This is a genomic window from Roseburia sp. AF20-18LB (assembly GCF_003461185.1).
Lineage (GTDB): Bacteria > Bacillota > Clostridia > Lachnospirales > Lachnospiraceae > Roseburia_C > Roseburia_C amylophila.
In genome coordinates this window covers 47,834-66,680 of the sequence record NZ_QTWP01000003.1, presented here as the reverse complement: position 1 = coordinate 66,680, position 18,847 = coordinate 47,834, and the positions used below count along the sequence as shown (strand labels likewise).

Below are 18,847 nucleotides of genomic sequence, written 5' to 3'. Positions count from 1 at the left end.
AAAAGAGTGACATGTGATTTGGAAAAATATCAGTTACTTTCGGATAAGACATATTATACCTGCCTTGGAAGAGTGTCTAAGGTAGTAGGTCTTACCATTGAATCTATCGGACCGGAAGCAAAACTGAATGACTTGTGTAAAATATATCGGGATAGAGAGCAAAAAGAATATGTCATGGCAGAGGTAGTCGGTTTTAAGGATAACCGGCTGTTATTGATGCCTTTTGACAGTATTGAAGGTCTGGGTGTTGGATGTATCGTAGCAAATACGGGACATCCTTTGTCTGTTTTGGTGGGAGATGAGGTTTTAGGCCATATTCTGGATGGAATTGGACGACCGACAGATGTGGATGAGCTTCATACCGATAAGGAATATCCGATTGAAGCCCCACCACCAGATCCGATGAAGCGTGAAATCATCAGTGAGGTATTACCACTGGGAGTTAAAGCAGTGGATGGATTAATTACCATTGGGAAGGGACAGCGTATTGGAATTTTTGCGGGTTCCGGAGTTGGTAAGAGTACCCTGCTTGGTATGTTTGCAAGAAATACCAAAGCGGATATCAATGTAATTGCCCTGATTGGAGAGCGGGGCAGAGAGGTGAGAGAATTTATTGAACGGGACCTTGGCGAAGAAGGTATGCGCCGTTCGGTAGTAATTGTGGCAACTTCAGATAAACCGGCATTGATTCGTAATAAAGCAGCCAAAACTGCAACAGCTGTAGCGGAATATTTCAGGGATCAGGGAAAAGATGTACTGCTGATGATGGATTCACTGACCCGATTCTCCATGGCACAAAGAGAAATCGGACTTGCTACCGGGGAACCACCGGTTACCCGTGGATATCCGCCAAGCGTGTATTCGGAAATGCCGAAATTATTAGAGCGGGCAGGAACAGCAGAAAGAGGTTCTATTACCGGACTTTATACGGTGCTGGTAGACGGTGACGATTTTAATGAGCCGATTACCGATACAGCAAGAAGTATTCTGGATGGACATATTGTGTTATCCAGAAAATTAGGACATAAGAATCATTATCCGGCAATCGATATTTTGCAGAGTATTTCCCGTGTAATGAGTTCCATTGTTTCGGCGGAGCATAAGGCGGTGGCAGGAAAGCTGAAAAATGTACTGGCAACCTATCAGGAAGCAGAAGATTTGATTAATATTGGCGCTTATAAGAGCGGCTCCAATGAAGAAATTGATTATGCGGTTTCTAAGATAAAAGCGGTCAATGAGTTTCTGTGTCAGAGGACTGATGAAAAATTTACATTTGAAGAAGAATTGACATTGTTGGAAGATGTATTCAAGTAGGAATGAGATATGGCAAAATTTATTTACCGAATGCAGAATATTTTAGATATTAAATTAAAACTGGAAAGTCAGGCAAAGATTGCATACAGCCAGGCAAATGCAGCACTCCGGGAAGAAGAGGCAAAGCTTTTAAAACTCTTTGAGCGGAAGAATGCATATGATAACCGGGCAAAAGAGTTGGTTGAAGGCAAAATAGATTTGCTGGAAATAAAAAAATGCAGACAGGCAATTGAAAGCATGAAGGTGTTGATTCGAAGACAGATGATGCAGGTGCAGGTAGCAGAGAAAAATGTGGAAGCCGCCAGGCAGAAACTGGAAGAAGTTATGAAAGAGCGAAAGACGCAGGAAAAACTACGGGAAAAGGATTTTGAAGATTTCAAACAACAACTGGCGCAGGAAGATAACAAGGTAGTAGACGAACTGGTAAGCTATAGCTATGGCAGACCGAAAAAATAGACAGGTGGTGTAACGATGGCAGAAGAAATGGATAAGAAAGCAGCAAAGAAAGCGGAGAAGGCAAGAAAGAAGGCAGAAAAAAAGGCTGCAAAGAACATGGAAACTGATTTGGAAAATACAGAAGAAGAGGAAGGCAGTTCTTCAAAACTGGCAGTTGCTCTGGTAACATTGGTCATCATTATTGTATGGCTGGCAATACTGGCACTGCTGATTAAATGGGATGTTGGAGGATTTGGCTCTACGGTAATGCGTCCACTATTAAAAGATATTCCGTATGTCAACCGGATTTTACCGGACTCTGAGGACGATCTTTCTACGGAAGAGGATTATCCATATAAGAACATGGATGAAGCGGTAGCTTACATAAAAGAACTGGAGCAGGAACTGGCACAGGCACAGCAGGGGAGCAGTGAAAACAGTGCTTATATCGCGGATTTGGAAGCACAGTCCCAGAAGCTGAAAGAATATGAAGCAAATGAGGCTGCTTTTGAAGAAGAAAAAGAAAAATTTTATAATGAGGTTGTTTTTTCGAACCAGGCACCCGATATAGAACAATATAAGGAATATTATGAGAGCATTGATCCGGATAATGCGGAACTTTTGTATAAACAGGTAGTGGAACAGCAGCAGACAGACAGTAAGATATCTGATTATGTTAAGGGCTATTCCCAGATGAAACCGAAGGAAGCAGCAGCCATATTTGACACCATGACAGATAATCTGAATCTGGTGGCACAGATATTGGAAAATATGGATGCGCAGTCAAGAGCTGATATTCTAGGGAAAATGAATTCTGATACAGCCGCAAAGGTGACAGAAATCATGAATCCTTCAGAATAAATAAAATTGAATAAAGAAGAAAGGAGGAAGAATACATGACGAGTGCAAAGATTTCGGGAATGGTATCAACCCCTGGAACTTTAGACACAGGACTTTCCAAAGTGACGGGCACTGTGGAAAAAGGGTTATGTGCAACTGCACAGGCAAGCTTTGCTTCTGTGATGGAACAGAAAACATCCGGTTATGGAAACCAGCAGCTTACCAGTGAAAATCCGGTAGGAAAAGAACCTGCAGCAACAACCACACAGCCGGCAGCTGTAGCAGACAGCGCAAAGAAACTGAATGTAAAGGAGAATTCTCCTACACAGAAAGTGGAAGAGCTGCAGAATCAACTGGAAGACACAAAGGATGCATTTGAAACTGGTGTAAAAGAAATTCTGAAAGATGAACTTGGCGTTTCGGATGAGCAGGTAGAAGATGCTATGTCTATACTGGGATTGCAGTGGATGGATTTACTGAACCCGGCAAGCCTTTCACAGCTTGTGACACAACTGACAGGAACTGAGGATGTCTGTTCACTGCTTATGAGTGAAGAATTCACAAATATTATGCAGAATACAGATGCGTTGGTTCAGAGCTTAAGTGAGACACTTGGAATTTCTAAGGATGAGTGGGTAGCATTACAGAATCAGTTGGCAGAACTGACAGCGGATTTTAACGAAACAGTGGATATGGCAGATGGCGGCGTGCAGGAAATTGCTCCACAGACTGATGCGACAATTACTTCACAGGATACAACAGTAATGGCAGCTACAGTTCAGATGACCCATACTACAGAAGAAACACAGAATGTACAGCCGGAAGAAGAGACAGAAGATGCAGCGCCGGTAATTCAGGTGAATGCGTCAGAGGATGCACAGACTGAAAACAATGTATCAGAGAATGCGTCCGGTGAAATGGGCGAGCCAGCAGCCCAGTCACAGAAAACGAAAGAGAGCAGTGTAAATGAACATGCGCAGAATATGGAATTTCAGGTAAGAGCAGAACAGCAGACTGTAGCACCGGAAGAGGTAAATAAGGTGGCATCCCGTACAACCATTGATGTGCAGGATATTATGAACCAGATTACAGAATTCGCAAAAGTGAATCTCTCCCCAGAAAATTCATCCATTGAGATGCAGCTGAATCCGGAAAATCTCGGAAAAGTATATTTACACATTGCAGCAACCAAAGAAGGAAATATAACTGCAGAACTGGCAGTAAGCAGTGAAACAGTAAAGACCGCTTTGGAAGCACAGATTGCAGATCTTCGAACCAGTTTAAACCAGCAGGGAATCAAAGTAGATGCAGTCGAAGTTACAATAGCAAGTCATGAATTTGAACGGAACTTGGAGCAGAATGCATCTGGAGAAGAACAGCAGGGCAGTCAGAGAGAAGAATCTGGAAGAACAGCCGGAAGAAGATTGTTCCGTGGAGAATTGGACGAGTTATCCGGGCTTATGAATGAAGAAGAAGCATTGGCAGCCCAGATTATGAAAGACCATGGAAATACCATGGATGTAACAGCGTAGAAAGGAGCACAAAATGATAACACAGCTTATAAAAAATGGAGAGGTTGTGGATACCAGTGCAGAATCAAATTCCTCATCCTCTACTTCCAAAAAATCCGGAGGTAGTCTGGATAAAGATGCGTTTTTACAACTGTTAGTAGCACAGATGAAATATCAGGATCCATTGGAACCAACAGATAATACAGAGTATATTTCACAGTTGGCAACATTCTCACAGTTAGAGGAAACCCAGAATATGCAGGCATCCTTACAGGAGATGGAAGCAAATTCACTGGTGGGAAAACAGGTAGTACTTCGTGTTACATCTTCTGCAACAGGCGAGACATCCGATGTTACCGGAACAGTAGACAGTGTAATCCATGAGAACAATAAGACTTATCTTATGGTAAATAACAACCTTTACTCCATTGACGATTTATATTCTGTTATGGACGACAGTTACATGGATGCAATCAGCCTTGCAAAATCATTTTCACTTGCAATTGCATCATTACCTTCAGCAGATGAACTTACACTGGATAATGCAGGTACACTGACCAACCTTCGGAAAGCATATGACAGCATGACCAGTTATCAGAAGTCATTCATTAAACAGAGTGATATCGATAAACTTGTAAAACTGGAAGAGAAAATGAAACAGTTACAGGCTGCCGCAGGAGAAAACGGTGATAAGACAGAAGGTAACGGTGGTACAGAAGACAAAAAAGATACAGAAGAAACAGGGAAAGCAGAGTAAACCACGGAAGGTTATTAGGGAGATGAAAGCATGAATAAGATAGCAAATCAATTCACTTCCATTGAACAGGTAGCAGACCAGTATCTCAATCCTTCGAAGAGTAATAAAACGCAGCCGGAGCAGGGAGCTTCTTTTGCGGAGGTATTAAAAGAAAAGCAAAAAGCAGCAGATGTTTCCGAAGTGAAATTTTCGAAGCATGCAAGCATGCGGTTGTCTACCCGGAATATCAGTCTTTCAGACCAGCAGAGTGAACGCTTGGAAGCGGGTGTGGAGATGGCTGAGAAGAAAGGAATCAAAGAATCCTTAGTAGTAGTTGATTCGCTGGCATTCATTGTAAATGTACCGAGCAGGACAGTTGTAACAGCAATGGACCAGAATGAATCAGAAAATAATGTTTTTACAAATATTGATGGTGCAGTAATAGCATAGCCGGACCTTATGGAGGCTGTGAGAACCCTGACTGACAGATGGGTTCTGCGTCAGACATCAAATTTAGGAGGTCATTTCATTATGATGAGATCAATGTATTCTGCTGTGTCGGGACTTAAGACACATCAGACAAAGATGGACGTTATCGGTAACAATATTGCCAATGTAAATACCGTGGCATTTAAAGAGTCCAGTGTAACATTCAGCGAGATTATGTATCAGACAATTTCCGGTGCATCCGGAGCAAATGCAACAACCGGAACCGGTGGAATTAATGCCAAGCAGATTGGTCTTGGTGTAACAACAGGTTCTACTTCCATCGACATTACTTCCGGTGGGGCAGCCCAGACAACCGGAAAAGCATTTGACTTAAGAATTACAGATAAGGGTAATACAACAAGTTTCTTTGTTGTAAGCAACGGTACTGAAAATCTTTTTACCAGAGCAGGTTCTTTCTATATCGATGGCTCAGGAAATCTTGCCATGACATCTACCGGATACAATGTTATGGGATGGCAGGTAGACCCGACCACCGGACAGATTAAAAAAGACCAGGTATCTGCACTTCGTATCATGCAGGAAAGCAATCTTACTTCTCCGGCAGAAGCAACAACGAATGCAGTTTGTGGTGGTATTGTAGATAAAAACAGTACAGAAATAACCAGTGAAAGTGGATATGCCATGAATTTGAATTTCTTCGATGCATTGGGATATTCCTATACCGCAAAATTTGCAGTCAAAGGTGTAGATACCGATGCCGGAACTTATACCGTTGAGTTGAGTGCTATTTATGATTCTTCCAATAAGAATATCTTAGAGGAGTTTTTGGCAAATGGTGGAAATCTTTCTGATGTATTCGGAGCAAATGCCAGCGGTGGAATTACTAATGCACAGACTGCTTACAATGCAATCAGTACAGAGTGGACAGATACCGGAGCATCTAATTCCTTTGGCGGAAATACATATCATCAGTTCCGTAACAGCAGTGGTGAAATGTACTATATCAATACAACACAGAATGCCGCTACCGGACAGTATGACAGCAAAGTATATCGTGCAATTACTTCAGCCGGTGGTATAGTAAAAGGATACGAAGCAGTAACGGACGTATCACTTTCTGATATTTATACCGGGTTACAGCCTGGTGCAACCATCAACAGCATTACTGATGGTAATCCACCTACTATTGAAGCAACAGCAGTAAATTACGAACTGAAGTTTGATACTGGTACTGGAAAAGGTAAATTTGTTTCCGTGGGTGACAGCACTAACGGCTCAGTCACATTGAACATGAAACAGTTAGGCGACCAGTTTGAAAATATTTCCATTGATTTTACACAGTGTAAGAATTCTAATAATGGTGGAACATCTACTGTTGGAATGGATGCGGGAGCAATTGATGGAACAACCGGAACAGGTAAGAAGCTTGGAGCATTAACCGGTGTATTTGTAGATACCAATGGTAAAATTTACGGTTCTTACGATAATGGTAATACTGTTCTTTTGGGCCAGATTGCATCTGCCCGCTTTGCAAATGCAGCCGGACTTGAAAAAGTAGGAGATAACTGCTACCGTACTACTTTAAACTCCGGTGAATTTGATGGAATTGGTGTCGAAATTACTTCAAACGGAAGTACCATGAATTCCGGAGAACTGGAAATGTCCAACGTAGACCTGGCTTCTGAATTTACCGAGATGATTACCACGCAGAGAGGTTTCCAGGCAAACTCAAGAGTAATTACTACATCCGATACGCTTCTTGAGGAGTTGATTAATCTGAAACGATAATAAAAATAGTCAGATATAGCGAAAAATAATATAAAAACAGTACATATAGGGGGACTATATTTGATAGTTCCCCTATATATGGTATAATAGAAAATGGAATTGTTTCTAAAATAATTGTAAAAAAAGTAGACATTTTGCTGAAAGTTTAGTAAGATTATATAGAAATGAAAATGAAAATACAAAAAGGTGGGTAACAAGGACCATTTTCAAAAGAATGGTGTTCCCATAATTTTATAGAAATGTAGGTGGATAAATTGGATATAGCATCACTTATTGGTACCTTGATGGGACTTGCAATGGTTTTATTTGGAATTATTCAAAGTGCAGGTGTATCGGCAATATGGAATACATATATGGACTTCCCATCCGCTGTTATTACGATTGGAGGATCTATTGCTGGTGTTCTGGCATGTAACAGTATGGCAGATTTCATTAATGGCTTTAAGTCAGCGGGAAATGCTTTTAAGTTACATAAGAATGACCCGAGTGAGATTATTGGAAATATCATTAATCTTTCAAATATTGCCAGAAAAGAGGGGCTTCTTGCATTGGAAGAAGCAGCGAATGATATTGATGATGACTTTCTGAAAAAAGGAGTTATGCTGGTAGTAGATGGAACTGACCCGGAACTGGTGCGTGGAATTCTGGAAACAGATTTGGGCTGCATTGAGGACCGGCATAAGAAAGTAATCGGCTTCTGGGAAAAGTGGGGAGAATTAGCTCCGGCCTGGGGTATGATTGGTACCCTGATTGGTCTGATTAATATGTTGAAGGATTTACAGGATGCATCTTCCATCGGACCTAATATGGCAGTTGCCCTGATTACAACATTGTATGGTTCGCTGATATCTAACTGGATCTGTAATCCAATTGCATCAAAGATGTCAGATAATAATGCCAGAGAAATTATAATGAAAGAGGTTACCGTTGAGGGACTTTTGTCTATTCAGGCAGGAGAAAACCCTCGTGTAATAGAAGAAAAACTGAAATCATTCCTGTCACCACAGGCAAGAGAGGCTTATAATGCACAAGATGAAGCCGGAGGTGAAGAATAATGGCGAGAAAGAAGCGGGAACCGGAAGCAAAGCCGGCGGCTGGCTGGATAACCACCTTTAGTGATTTGATGAATCTGTTGCTGTGCTTTTTCGTGTTGCTTTTTTCCATGTCTACCGTTGATGCAGAGAAGTTTCAGATGGTGATAGCCTCGCTGCAGAGCAGCTTAAGTATTATGCCGGCAGGCAGTATGAGTATTGGCGAGGGAGAAATGGTGGGCAACGGAATCAGCCAGTTGCCGAATATTGATGTTTTTTTTGAAACGTCCTCAGGAGAGGATGGGGATTCCCAGGGTGGCAAAACAGAAGAGACTGAGACTGAGACAGATGTAGCAGAGCAGTATAAAGAACAGGCATTGTCGGAATCAGAACAAATGGCAGAACAAATCGAGCAGCAGATAGAGGCGGGGGGATTACAGAATCAGGTGGAAGTAGATTTTAATGCCGAGTATGTAAAACTTACATTAAATGGAGCAATATTATTTGATTCGGCAAAGGCAAATATCCGGGAAGATGCCCAGCCGCTGATTGCTAAAATAGGAACTATCCTGGAAAACTATGACAGCAATGTGATTGAAATTGAAGGACATACCGACAATGTGCCAATCCATTCGTCAAAATATGAAAACAATAATGTACTGTCCATGTACCGGGCACTTTCTGTGGCGGATTTTATCCGGGATAATACCACATTGGATCCGGCACTGATTAAATCCTCAGGAAGAGGGGAATATGTTCCTGTAGCAGATAATACTACAGAGGAAGGCAGAGCAAGAAACCGTCGTGTTGAAATTAAGGTATATAATTCATATAATTCCGGCGGCGCTACAGAATAGGAGGAAATAAGATGAAGAAGAACCTTATGTCAGTGCTTATTTTGGCACTGGTTCTGGTGAACCTGATTTTGACAGGAATACTTACAATAACAATCCTGCCGCAAACAAAGAAATCCAATGAGCTGGTAAACAAGGTATGCAGTGCAATTGATCTGGAGCTGGAGAGTGGGGATGGAACTGAGTCTGCCAGCATTCCAATGGACCAGATTGTGACCTATAAAATTGAAGATGCCATGACAATCAATTTAAAAACAGGTGCAGATGGCGAAACTCATTATGTAAAGCTTACAGCATCCATTTCCATGGACAGCAAGAACGATGGATATAAAACCTATGGCGAAGATATGGCTGATCGTGAAACAATTTTAAAAGATACCATTAATAGCGTAATTAATACCTATACAATGGATGAATTTAATGCGGATCGGCAGGCGGTTAAAGACGCTATACTGGCAGAACTACAGAAGCAGTTTGGTTCAGATTTTATCATTGCAGTCAACTTCTCGGAAGTAACTGTAGTATAGGATTAAAAATAGTAAGCATGAAATATAAGGTGGTGAGAGTCCGTGAGCGAAGTTTTATCTCAGAATGAGATAGATAACCTGCTTCAGGCATTGAGCAGCGGCGAGCTGGATGTAGAAGAAATGAAGGACAATGGCGAGAAGCAGATTAAGAATTATGATTTCGCCAGACCTTCCAAGTTTTCAAAAGAACACTTAAGAACACTGGAGATTGTGTTTGAACATTATGGCAGACTGATATCCACAAATCTTCCGGTTTATCTAAGAAAAAATATTCAGGTTGAGGTGATGAACTCTGAAGCAGTTACCTATTCTGAGTTTTCAAATGCACTTTCTAATCCGGTGGTTCTTGGTATTGTTAATTTTTCTCCATTGAAAGGTTCGGTTATTCTGGAGATTGCTTCAAATCTTGCATATGCCATGGTGGATCGTATGCTTGGTGGAAGCGGAGAACCATTAGCGAAAGTCCGTGACTTTTCAGAAATAGAGTTGCTGATTATAGAAAGAATTATGGGAGTTTGCGTCGACCTGCTCCGGGAACCGTGGGAAAATGTTGTGGATTTACATCCAAGACTGGAACGTATTGAAACAAATTCGCAGTTTGCCCAGATTATTTCTCCGAGTGAAATGATTGCAATTGTTACAATTAATGTAAAAATAGGAGATGTTGAAGGTCTGATGAATATCTGCCTTCCGTATCTTACTTTGGAACCTGTTATGGACAAGTTGAATACAAAATACTGGTATTCTACCATGCAGGAAAAAGATGAACAGCGTTATACGGAAGCAATTGAAACTTTGATTTCAAAAGCACCGATACCTGTAAAAGCAATTTTAGGTAACAGCACCATATCGGTAAACGACTTCATGAATTTACAGGTGGGTGATATAGTTAGATTGGACACGAAAGTGGACCAGGAGCTGGATGTTTACGTTGGAAACATTCGTAAGTTTACTGCATTGCCGGGAGCTTCGGGTGATGACTATGCAGTAAGAGTAATGTCAGTAATTAGAGAGGAGCAGTAAGTGATGGATGGAGTACTATCGCAAGAAGAAATCAATGCCCTGCTAAATAATCCGGGTGCATCATCAGATACGGCAGATGGACAGCTGAGTGATTCAGAAAAAGACACAATCGGTGAAATTGCTAATATCAGTATGGGTACCGCAGCAACGACATTGTTTTCGCTGGTGAACCGTAAAGTGGAAATATCCACACCGGTTGTTACCATGGCAAACTGGGACGACGTGGTAAAGGCGTATGAGCGTCCGTGTGTATTTATACGAATCGGATTCACCGTTGGATTGGATGGAAGCAATATCCTGATATTAAAGGAGCATGATGTTAAGGTCATTACAGATCTTATGATGGGAGGAGACGGAACCAATACAGACGTGGAACTGGGAGAGCTTCATTTAAGCGCAATCAGTGAAGCAATGAATCAGATGATGGGTTCTGCAGCTACATCATTATCATCCATGCTGAATAAAAAGATTGATATCAGCCCGCCTGTTGCAGATTTGATTGATCTGACAGGAAATATTGATGAGGGAGCAATTGATGATTTCCTGACACAGCCATTTGTGAAAATCTCTTTTAAAATGGAAATTGGTGATCTTGTGGACAGTGAAATCATGCAGCTGTATCCGGTATCTTTTGCGAGAGAGATGTGTAAAAGTATTACGGAGACCATGACAGGTGGAAATGAACCAATACAGGAAGCAACACCACAGCCGGCACCGGCTCCTGCACCACAACCACAGGCAAGCCAGCCAGCACCACAGCCTCAGCCAATGATAAATCAGCAGCCAATGATGGGACAGCCGATGATGGGGCAGCCAATGATGGGACAACCTGTAGATATGTCGGCAATGTATGCAAACCAGCAGGTAAATGTACAGCCGGCTCAGTTCCAAAATTTTACTGGAGATATGAATGGGGTATTTCCAAAGGAAAATATTGATCTTATTATGGATGTACCATTGGAAGTAACCGTGGAACTGGGAAGAACCAGTAAATCCATTCATGATATATTGGATTTTGCTCCGGGAACAATCATTGAATTGAATAAGATTGCTGGAGAACCAATTGATGTACTGGTAAATGGAAAGTACGTTGCAAAAGGTGAAGTAGTTGTAATTGAAGAAAGCTTTGGTGTAAGAATTACAGAGATTATTAAATAATTAGCAAGGAGATAACTAATATGGCAAAGAGTATTTTAATTTGTGATGATGCAGCTTTTATGAGAATGATGATTAAGGATATCCTTACCAAAAATGGATATACAGTTGCCGGAGAAGCAGAAAATGGAGTAAAGGCAATCGAAAAATATAATGAAGTACATCCAGACCTGGTACTGATGGATATTACCATGCCGGAGATGGACGGAATTCAGGCATTAAAAAAGATTAAAGAAGCAGATGCAAGTGCATGTGTAATTATGTGTTCTGCAATGGGCCAGCAGGCAATGGTTATTGAAGCAATCCAGTCTGGTGCAAAGGATTTTATTGTAAAACCATTTCAGGCAGAACGTGTTCTTGAAGCAGTAAAAAAAGTAGTGGGTTAATATGATATTACTGAGTAGCAGAACATCGGGTGTACAAAGCTTTTTCCAATTGATAGGTGTATTGCTGATATTTGTTTTTGTGCTTGCAATTACATATTATGTAACAAAATGGATTGCCGGATATCAGAAGCAACATAATTTTCAGAAGAATATGCGGGTAGTGGAGACTATGAAACTCACTACAAATAAGTATATTCAGATTATAGAGGTGGGAGAGACCTATCTCGTAATCGGAATCGGAAAAGATGAAGTGACGATGTTAGCACAGCTTACAAGGGAACAGTTAAATGATGTTTCGCTGGAAGATACGGTGAAATATCAGAATACAGGAGAAAGTTTCTCTAACATTATGAAACAGTTCAAAGAACATTTACCGAAGAGCAGGCATAAGGATGAGTAATTTTAAGAAGAAATACTGTCTGGTATCTTTTATATTTGCGGTTATTGCAGTTGTTGTTACACTGGTGGCATTTGTACCACAGAAAGCGTATGCGGCATCTGTAAATATACCTGGGGTAACTGACAGCAGTAATAGTAATCAGTCAACTGAAAATGGCAATGGTCCAGATGGAACAGCATCCTCTGGTAATAATGGACTTTCTGTTAATATTAATAATGGAGAGGGAAATTTATCCGGGACAGTTCGGATTTTTCTGGTACTGACTGTAATTGCGTTAGCACCATCTATTCTTATTATGCTGACTTCCTTTACCAGAATTATTATTGTGCTTCATTTTGTAAGAGCAGCAATTGGAACGCAGACTGTTCCGCCAAATCAGGTGTTGATTGGACTGGCGTTGTTCCTTACCCTGTTTATTATGAACCCGGTTTTCTCACAGATTAATGAAAATGCATTGAAACCGCTGGATGCCGGTGAAATCACGCAGGAACAGGCCTTTGAGGCAGGAATGGAGCCAATCCGTGAATTTATGTTTAAACAGACACAGGCAAAGGATATCAATACATTTTGTGACATTGCCGGCGTGACTTATGAGACACAGGATGATATATCCAATACTGTGCTGATTCCGAGCTTTATTTTAAGTGAGCTGAGACAGGCATTTATTATTGGATTTGTTATATATATTCCGTTTATTGTAATTGACATGGTAGTAGCATCTGTCCTTATGTCGATGGGTATGATGATGCTTCCGCCAACTACGATTTCTCTTCCGTTTAAGATTCTGCTGTTTGTGCTTGCTGATGGATGGAATCTTGTTATCAGGGAACTGGTAGAGACATTTTACTGATGAAAGAGGTGTAGAAATTGATCACACAGGGAGAAGTTTTAGATATTGCAAGGGATGCTATTTATAATATTATTTTAACTTCGGCTCCATTGCTTTTAATATCACTTATCGTAGGCTTGATTATTAGTATTTTTCAGACGGTTACATCTATTCAGGAACAGACGCTTACCTTTGTACCGAAGATTCTGGCTGTATTTGCAGGAATGCTTCTCTTTGGAGCGTGGATGCTGAATAATATGACTGATTTTATGACGAGATTGTGGTCTGATTTTAGTTTATATATCAGTTGATATACAGGTAGAGATAAAACATGGTTAATTATAGTTTCTCACTGCTTACATTTGAATATTTTTTGCTGGTTCTGGTGAGGATTACTTCTTTTGTTTTTTCGGCTCCATTTTTTAGCATGTCGAATACTCCGGGAAGAGTCAAAATTGGTTTCTCAGTATTTGTATCCATCCTGTTGATTGGAGTATTACCTGAAAGCACGATAGAATATGGAGGAGTAATTGAATATGCCACAATTGTCGTGAAAGAGGGAATTACAGGATTGCTGATTGGTTTTGGAGCAAATATTTGTAATTCCATTGTTTTATTTGCGGGTAATATTATGGATTTAAATATGGGCTTGTCCATGGCGACCGAGTATGATCCGGTAAGTAAAACAAATTCTCCGATAACAGGTAATTTTTATAATTATCTGGTCATGTTATTGCTCATGTCCAGTGGAATGTATCAGTATATCTTACAGGCAATTGTTGATTCTTTCACTCTGATTCCGGTAAATGGTCAGAATTTTATGTGGGATTCCCTGCTTCAGACCATGGTTTCTTATATGACGGATTCCATGGTGCTTGGTTTCCGGGTGGCACTTCCTGTTTTTGCAGTGTTAATGATATTGAACTGTATTCTTGGAATCATGGCAAAGATTGCACCACAGATGAATATGTTTTCTGTTGGTATCCAGCTTAAGATATTGCTTGGATTTCTGGTTTTGTTTTTGACGATACAGCTGCTTCCGTATGTATCCGATTTTGTGTTTACTGAGATGAAACGGATGGTTACCGGAATTGCATCAGGAATGCATGGATAAGCTGGTACATGAATAGGAGATTTATATGGAGGAAAGAGATTTACTTCTGAAATATAATCTGCAGTGGTTCGCAAAAGAGGGACCTGGCGGCGAAAAGACAGAGCCGGCAACTGCAAAAAAATTAAAAGATGCAAGAGAAGAAGGAAAAGTTGCAAAAAGCAAGGAATTTTCCGGAGCAGTAGATTTAATTGTTTTATTCCTGGGATTGAAGATTTTTGGAAGCTATGTTTCAGAAAACTTAATGAATGAGTTTTCAGGTTTCTATCGGAAAATCCCGGATATTTTATTAGAAAATAAGACGGGCATGACAGTAAAATCCAGCCATATGCTAATGTCGCAGGCTGTGATTGAAATGATAAAGGCCATGATACCGTTTCTTTTAATCGGAATGGTGGTAACGTTTTTAGTCAGCGTGCTTCAGGTGGGCTGGAAAATAAGCGGGAAGCCATTAAAACCGGAATTATCAAAGTTTAATCCTATCAATGGTTTTAAACGGATGTTTTCCAAAGATTCTCTGTTTGAACTTGTAAAGTCTATTGTCAAAGTGGCACTGGTCATGTATGTGGCGTATTCCGAGATTAGGGACAGGCAGGGAGAATTATTTGTTATCTATGATATGGAACTGTTGCAGGCAGTTGCATTGATTGCCGGACTTATTGTGGATGTGGGTTTAAAAATAAGTCTGGTTTACCTGATTGTCGGAATCACTGATTTGATTTATCAGAAACATAAATTCAAAGAAGAAATGAAGATGACCAAACAGGAGGTAAAGGACGAGTATAAAAATACTGAAGGAGACCCACAGATTAAGGGAAGACAGCGTCAGAGAATGCGTGAGGCATCGCAGCGCCGAATGATGCAGGATGTGCCGAAGGCAGACGTAGTCATTACGAACCCGACCCATTATGCAGTTGCGATAAGGTATGATGCGGAAGTATCCAAAGCACCGGTTGTGGTTGCAAAGGGTGAAGATTTTCTGGCTGCAAAGATTAAGGAAGTGGCAAGAGAAAATCAGGTGGAAATTGTAGAGAATAAACCGTTGGCGCGTATGCTTTATGCAAATGTAAATGTCGGAGCAGAAATTCCACCAGAATTGTATCAGGCAGTTGCAGAAGTGCTTGCGATGGTTTACAATCTAAAAGGCAGAAATTAATACGAATTTAAATGAAAGGAGGAAACCGGAATGAAAAAAGCGGATTTTGGTGTAGCAATCTATCTTCTTGCTGCAGTCATATTCTTTATTATTCCGATTCCTTCTATTTTATTGGATGTCATGCTGGCGATTAATATTTCACTGGCAATGATTATTCTTTTTAATGCATTATTTGCAAAAGAAGTGCTGGATATGTCATTTTTCCCGACACTGTTATTGTTTACCACCATATTCCGAATCTCATTAAATGTTTCTTCCACCCGATTGATTTTATCTACCGGTGAACCAGGAAATGTAGTAGAGACCTTTGGGGGCTTTGTAGGTGGTGGTAATCTTGTAATCGGAGCAATTGTATTTATTGTCCTGATTCTGATACAGTTTATCGTTATCAATAAAGGTTCTGAGCGTGTATCTGAGGTAACTGCACGTTTTACATTGGATGCAATGCCTGGAAAACAGATGGCAATTGACGCAGATTTAAATACTGGTGCCATCACAGAGAAGGAAGCAAGAGAACGGAGAACTAAGATTCAGCAGGAATCTAACTTCTTTGGTTCTATGGATGGTGCAACCAAGTATGTAAAAGGAGATGCAACGGCCGGCCTTATTATTACATTCATCAACCTGATTGGTGGAACAATTATGGGAGTCATGAATGGCGGACTGTCTGCCATGGAGGCACTTCAGAAATATGGTATATTAACCATTGGTGATGGACTGGTCAGCCAGGTTCCGTCTCTTTTGATTTCGCTGGCAACAGGTATTCTGGTAACAAAAGCATCCAGTGAAGCGGATTTTGGATCCATGCTGGTAAAACAGCTTTTTGGAATTCCCAAGGTATTGTATATTGTAGGTGCAACGATAACCTTTCTTGGAATTGCAACTCCGCTGAATCCGGTACTTTTCTGTGCGCTTGGCATTGCATTTTTAGCTGCCGGACGGAAGATACAAAAGGATGTAAAGGTGGAAGAAATCGAAGAGGAAACCAATGCAGATGAAACGGCGGCAGAAGAAATCCGGCGGCCGGAGAATGTGGTTTCACTGCTTCAGGTTGATCCTATTGAACTGGAGTTTGGTTATGGTATTATTCCACTGGCAGATGTAAATCAGGGTGGAGACCTTTTGGACCGTGTAGTAATGATCCGCAGACAGATTGCACTGGAACTTGGAACAGTGGTTCCGATTATTCGTCTGCGTGACAATATTCAGTTAAATCCTAACCAGTATATTATTAAGATAAAGGGAATTCAGGTAACAGAAGGGGAAATCCTTTTTGACCACTATATGGCAATGAATCCGGGATATGTGGAAGAGGAAATCACCGGTATTCCGACCTTTGAGCCATCCTTCCATCTGCCGGCAATCTGGATTACAGAGGGACAGAGAGAGCGTGCGGAGAGTCTTGGCTATACCGTAGTAGATCCGCCATCTATTATTGCCACCCATCTGACAGAGGTAATCCGTTCCCACATTGCAGAACTTCTTACCAGACAGGATGTATCTAATCTTATTAGTAATATCAAGGAAAACAATCCTGCACTTGTGGACGAGCTTACACCGAAGCTCCTTAGTATTGGTGAGATTCAGAAAGTCTTACAGAATCTTTTACAGGAGGGCATTTCTATCCGTGATCTGCTTACGATTTTTGAAAATTTAGCAGACCATGCGGTAACAACCAGGGATACCGATGTATTGACAGAATATGTGCGTCAGGGATTAAAACGTGCAATTTCAAGTAAATACTTTCCGGCAAATGAGACAACCAGCGTGGTAACATTAGATCCGAAGGTGGAACAGGAAATCATGGGTTCTGTAAAACAGACTGAGCAGGGGGCTTATCTGACTTTAGATCCGGAGAAGACCAAGAATATTATGGAATCCTTGAAGCAGGAAGTGGCGAAGTTAGAGAATATTGGAAAGAATCCGATTGTCATTACTTCGCCAATTGTGCGGATGTATTTTAAGAAACTCACCGAGGACTATTTCAAAGACCTCATTGTGGTGTCTTATAATGAAGTGGAATCAAATGTGGAATTACAATCAGTAGGGATGGTGACAGCATAAAATGACGATTAATAAATTTCAGGGCAGAACAAGAGAAGAGGCAGTTGATAAGGCGAAAAAGGAAATGGGAGAAGCAGTTGTGATTATGAATGTAAAGGAAATCAAACCGAAGGGTTTATTCCGGGCATTAAAGAGCACAACTTATGAAGTGACGGCAGCATTAGAGGAAAAGGAACAGACAGTTAATCCTCTTCCTGCGTTACATGCTCCATTAAAGATGCATGACAGCATAAATTTTGCAGCAAATGAAAAAATTGAAATTCCGGCACCGGAACCAGCAGCCATTCATCCGGAAAGCAGTCATGATTTGGAAGAAAAGATAGAAAGTCTTTCTAATTTATTAGAAAAGAAGTTAAAACCGGAAAAAGAAGAAGAACCAAAAGAAGAGGAAAAGCCGGAAAAGGAAACTGATGCTCCAAAGGATATGAAGCATCAGCAGTCTGAGACTTTCCGTTGTATCCGCATGATTTATGAAACATTACTGGATAATGAAGTGAATGAAAGATATGTCAACCAGATATTAGATGATGTGGAGAAGAATTTAAGAGGCAGTGCAAGCATGGACATTATCTTATCCAATGTTTACCAGAAAATGGTATTAAAATTCGGACAGCCTCAAAAGATTGAACTGGTACCGGGACAGCCTAAAATCGTATTTTTTATTGGACCAACCGGTGTTGGCAAGACAACAACCATTGCAAAAGTGGCTTCCAGATTTAAAGTGGATTATGGCAAAAAAGTAGCACTTTTAACAGCAGATACTTATCGGATTGCTGCGGCAGAACAGTTACGTACTTATGCGAATATCTTAGATACACCGCTGACAGTTATTTATTCATCGGAAGAAATGAATGCAGCCATAGAGCGTGTAAAGGATTATGATCTCGTTCTGGTAGATACCGCAGGATTCTCTTATAAGAATGAAGATCAGAGAAAAGATATGAGAAACCTCATAGAAAGTCTGGATGACAAATATGAGAAGGATGTTTATCTGGTATTAAGCGCAACTACAAAATACCGCGATTTGATGGAAATTGTAGATAAATACCATGAGATATCGGATTATAAGATTATTTTTACTAAATTAGATGAAACCAGTAGTTATGGTAGTCTGTTAAATATTCGCATGTATTCTGGTGCGGATGTTTCCTATGTGACAACAGGGCAGAATGTGCCAGATGATATTGAAATTTTCCAGTCACAGAAAATTGTAAAACAGTTATTGGGAGGCAGATAA

Annotated in this window: 20 protein-coding genes; all 20 read left to right on the top strand. The window is 40.7% G+C overall.

Features of this window, described 5'->3' with window-relative positions:
- The first annotated feature begins 6 nt into the window (after positions 1-6).
- The 20 genes from fliI (at position 7) to flhF (ending at position 18,847) form a co-directional block, all read left to right on the top strand.
- On the top strand, positions 7-1,314 hold the full coding sequence (fliI, locus tag DWX65_RS07440) for a flagellar protein export ATPase FliI (RefSeq protein ID WP_118173173.1): 1,308 nt from the start codon (positions 7-9) through the stop codon (positions 1,312-1,314).
- A gap of 9 nt (positions 1,315-1,323) precedes the next feature.
- The gene (gene fliJ / locus DWX65_RS07435; protein ID WP_117698273.1) at positions 1,324-1,770 is read left to right on the top strand and encodes a flagellar export protein FliJ; all 447 of its coding nucleotides are present in this window, start codon (positions 1,324-1,326) and stop codon (positions 1,768-1,770) included.
- A gap of 15 nt (positions 1,771-1,785) precedes the next feature.
- Entirely contained in the window at positions 1,786-2,610 is an 825-nt protein-coding gene (locus tag DWX65_RS07430) for a MotE family protein (protein WP_118173172.1), read from the top strand.
- A gap of 35 nt (positions 2,611-2,645) precedes the next feature.
- Positions 2,646-4,121 carry a flagellar hook-length control protein FliK gene (locus DWX65_RS07425; protein ID WP_118173171.1) on the top strand — a complete coding sequence of 492 codons (1,476 nt, stop codon included), beginning with the start codon at positions 2,646-2,648 and terminating at the stop codon, positions 4,119-4,121.
- A 13-nt stretch (positions 4,122-4,134) separates the two neighbouring features.
- Positions 4,135-4,857: a flagellar hook capping FlgD N-terminal domain-containing protein gene (locus DWX65_RS07420; protein ID WP_118057400.1), complete on the top strand. Its 723-nt coding sequence runs from the start codon at positions 4,135-4,137 to the stop codon at positions 4,855-4,857.
- Positions 4,858-4,887: 30 nt separating this feature from the next.
- Complete coding sequence (locus tag DWX65_RS07415; protein ID WP_022243307.1) at positions 4,888-5,286, top strand: TIGR02530 family flagellar biosynthesis protein; 399 nt, start codon at positions 4,888-4,890, stop codon at positions 5,284-5,286.
- A gap of 81 nt (positions 5,287-5,367) precedes the next feature.
- Positions 5,368-7,074, top strand: a complete 1,707-nt coding sequence (locus DWX65_RS07410) for a flagellar hook protein FlgE (protein WP_118173170.1) — start codon at positions 5,368-5,370, stop codon at positions 7,072-7,074.
- 254 nt (positions 7,075-7,328) lie between these two features.
- Positions 7,329-8,129, top strand: a complete 801-nt coding sequence (locus tag DWX65_RS07405) for a motility protein A (RefSeq protein WP_117841168.1) — start codon at positions 7,329-7,331, stop codon at positions 8,127-8,129.
- Positions 8,129-8,962 carry an OmpA/MotB family protein gene (locus DWX65_RS07400; protein ID WP_118057398.1) on the top strand — a complete coding sequence of 278 codons (834 nt, stop codon included), beginning with the start codon at positions 8,129-8,131 and terminating at the stop codon, positions 8,960-8,962. The genes DWX65_RS07405 and DWX65_RS07400 overlap by 1 nt, the downstream gene beginning before the upstream one ends.
- An 11-nt stretch (positions 8,963-8,973) precedes the next feature.
- Positions 8,974-9,486, top strand: a complete 513-nt coding sequence (locus tag DWX65_RS07395) for a flagellar basal body-associated FliL family protein (protein WP_117699053.1) — start codon at positions 8,974-8,976, stop codon at positions 9,484-9,486.
- Positions 9,487-9,528: 42 nt separating this feature from the next.
- A complete protein-coding gene (fliM, locus tag DWX65_RS07390; RefSeq protein WP_117699052.1) occupies positions 9,529-10,509 on the top strand; it encodes a flagellar motor switch protein FliM in 981 nt (326 codons plus the stop codon).
- 3 nt (positions 10,510-10,512) lie between these two features.
- On the top strand, positions 10,513-11,667 hold the full coding sequence (gene fliY, locus DWX65_RS07385; protein WP_117699051.1) for a flagellar motor switch phosphatase FliY: 1,155 nt from the start codon (positions 10,513-10,515) through the stop codon (positions 11,665-11,667).
- 20 nt (positions 11,668-11,687) lie between these two features.
- A complete protein-coding gene (locus DWX65_RS07380; RefSeq protein ID WP_117699050.1) occupies positions 11,688-12,050 on the top strand; it encodes a response regulator in 363 nt (120 codons plus the stop codon).
- Position 12,051: 1 nt separating this feature from the next.
- Positions 12,052-12,450 carry a flagellar biosynthetic protein FliO gene (locus tag DWX65_RS07375; protein ID WP_022243299.1) on the top strand — a complete coding sequence of 133 codons (399 nt, stop codon included), beginning with the start codon at positions 12,052-12,054 and terminating at the stop codon, positions 12,448-12,450.
- A complete protein-coding gene (fliP, locus tag DWX65_RS07370; RefSeq protein ID WP_117841165.1) occupies positions 12,443-13,300 on the top strand; it encodes a flagellar type III secretion system pore protein FliP in 858 nt (285 codons plus the stop codon). Before DWX65_RS07375 ends, fliP begins: the two co-directional genes overlap by 8 nt.
- Positions 13,301-13,320: 20 nt before the next feature.
- Entirely contained in the window at positions 13,321-13,590 is a 270-nt protein-coding gene (gene fliQ / locus DWX65_RS07365; RefSeq protein WP_197420812.1) for a flagellar biosynthesis protein FliQ, read from the top strand.
- 20 nt (positions 13,591-13,610) lie between these two features.
- Positions 13,611-14,393, top strand: coding sequence for a flagellar biosynthetic protein FliR (fliR, locus tag DWX65_RS07360; protein WP_117699047.1), 783 nt, complete (start codon positions 13,611-13,613; stop codon positions 14,391-14,393).
- A 25-nt stretch (positions 14,394-14,418) separates the two neighbouring features.
- Entirely contained in the window at positions 14,419-15,546 is a 1,128-nt protein-coding gene (gene flhB / locus DWX65_RS07355) for a flagellar biosynthesis protein FlhB (RefSeq protein ID WP_118173169.1), read from the top strand.
- Positions 15,547-15,576: 30 nt separating this feature from the next.
- Complete coding sequence (flhA, locus tag DWX65_RS07350) at positions 15,577-17,610, top strand: flagellar biosynthesis protein FlhA (RefSeq protein ID WP_022243294.1); 2,034 nt, start codon at positions 15,577-15,579, stop codon at positions 17,608-17,610.
- Between the two features lies 1 nt (position 17,611).
- Entirely contained in the window at positions 17,612-18,847 is a 1,236-nt protein-coding gene (flhF, locus tag DWX65_RS07345) for a flagellar biosynthesis protein FlhF (RefSeq protein ID WP_117841163.1), read from the top strand.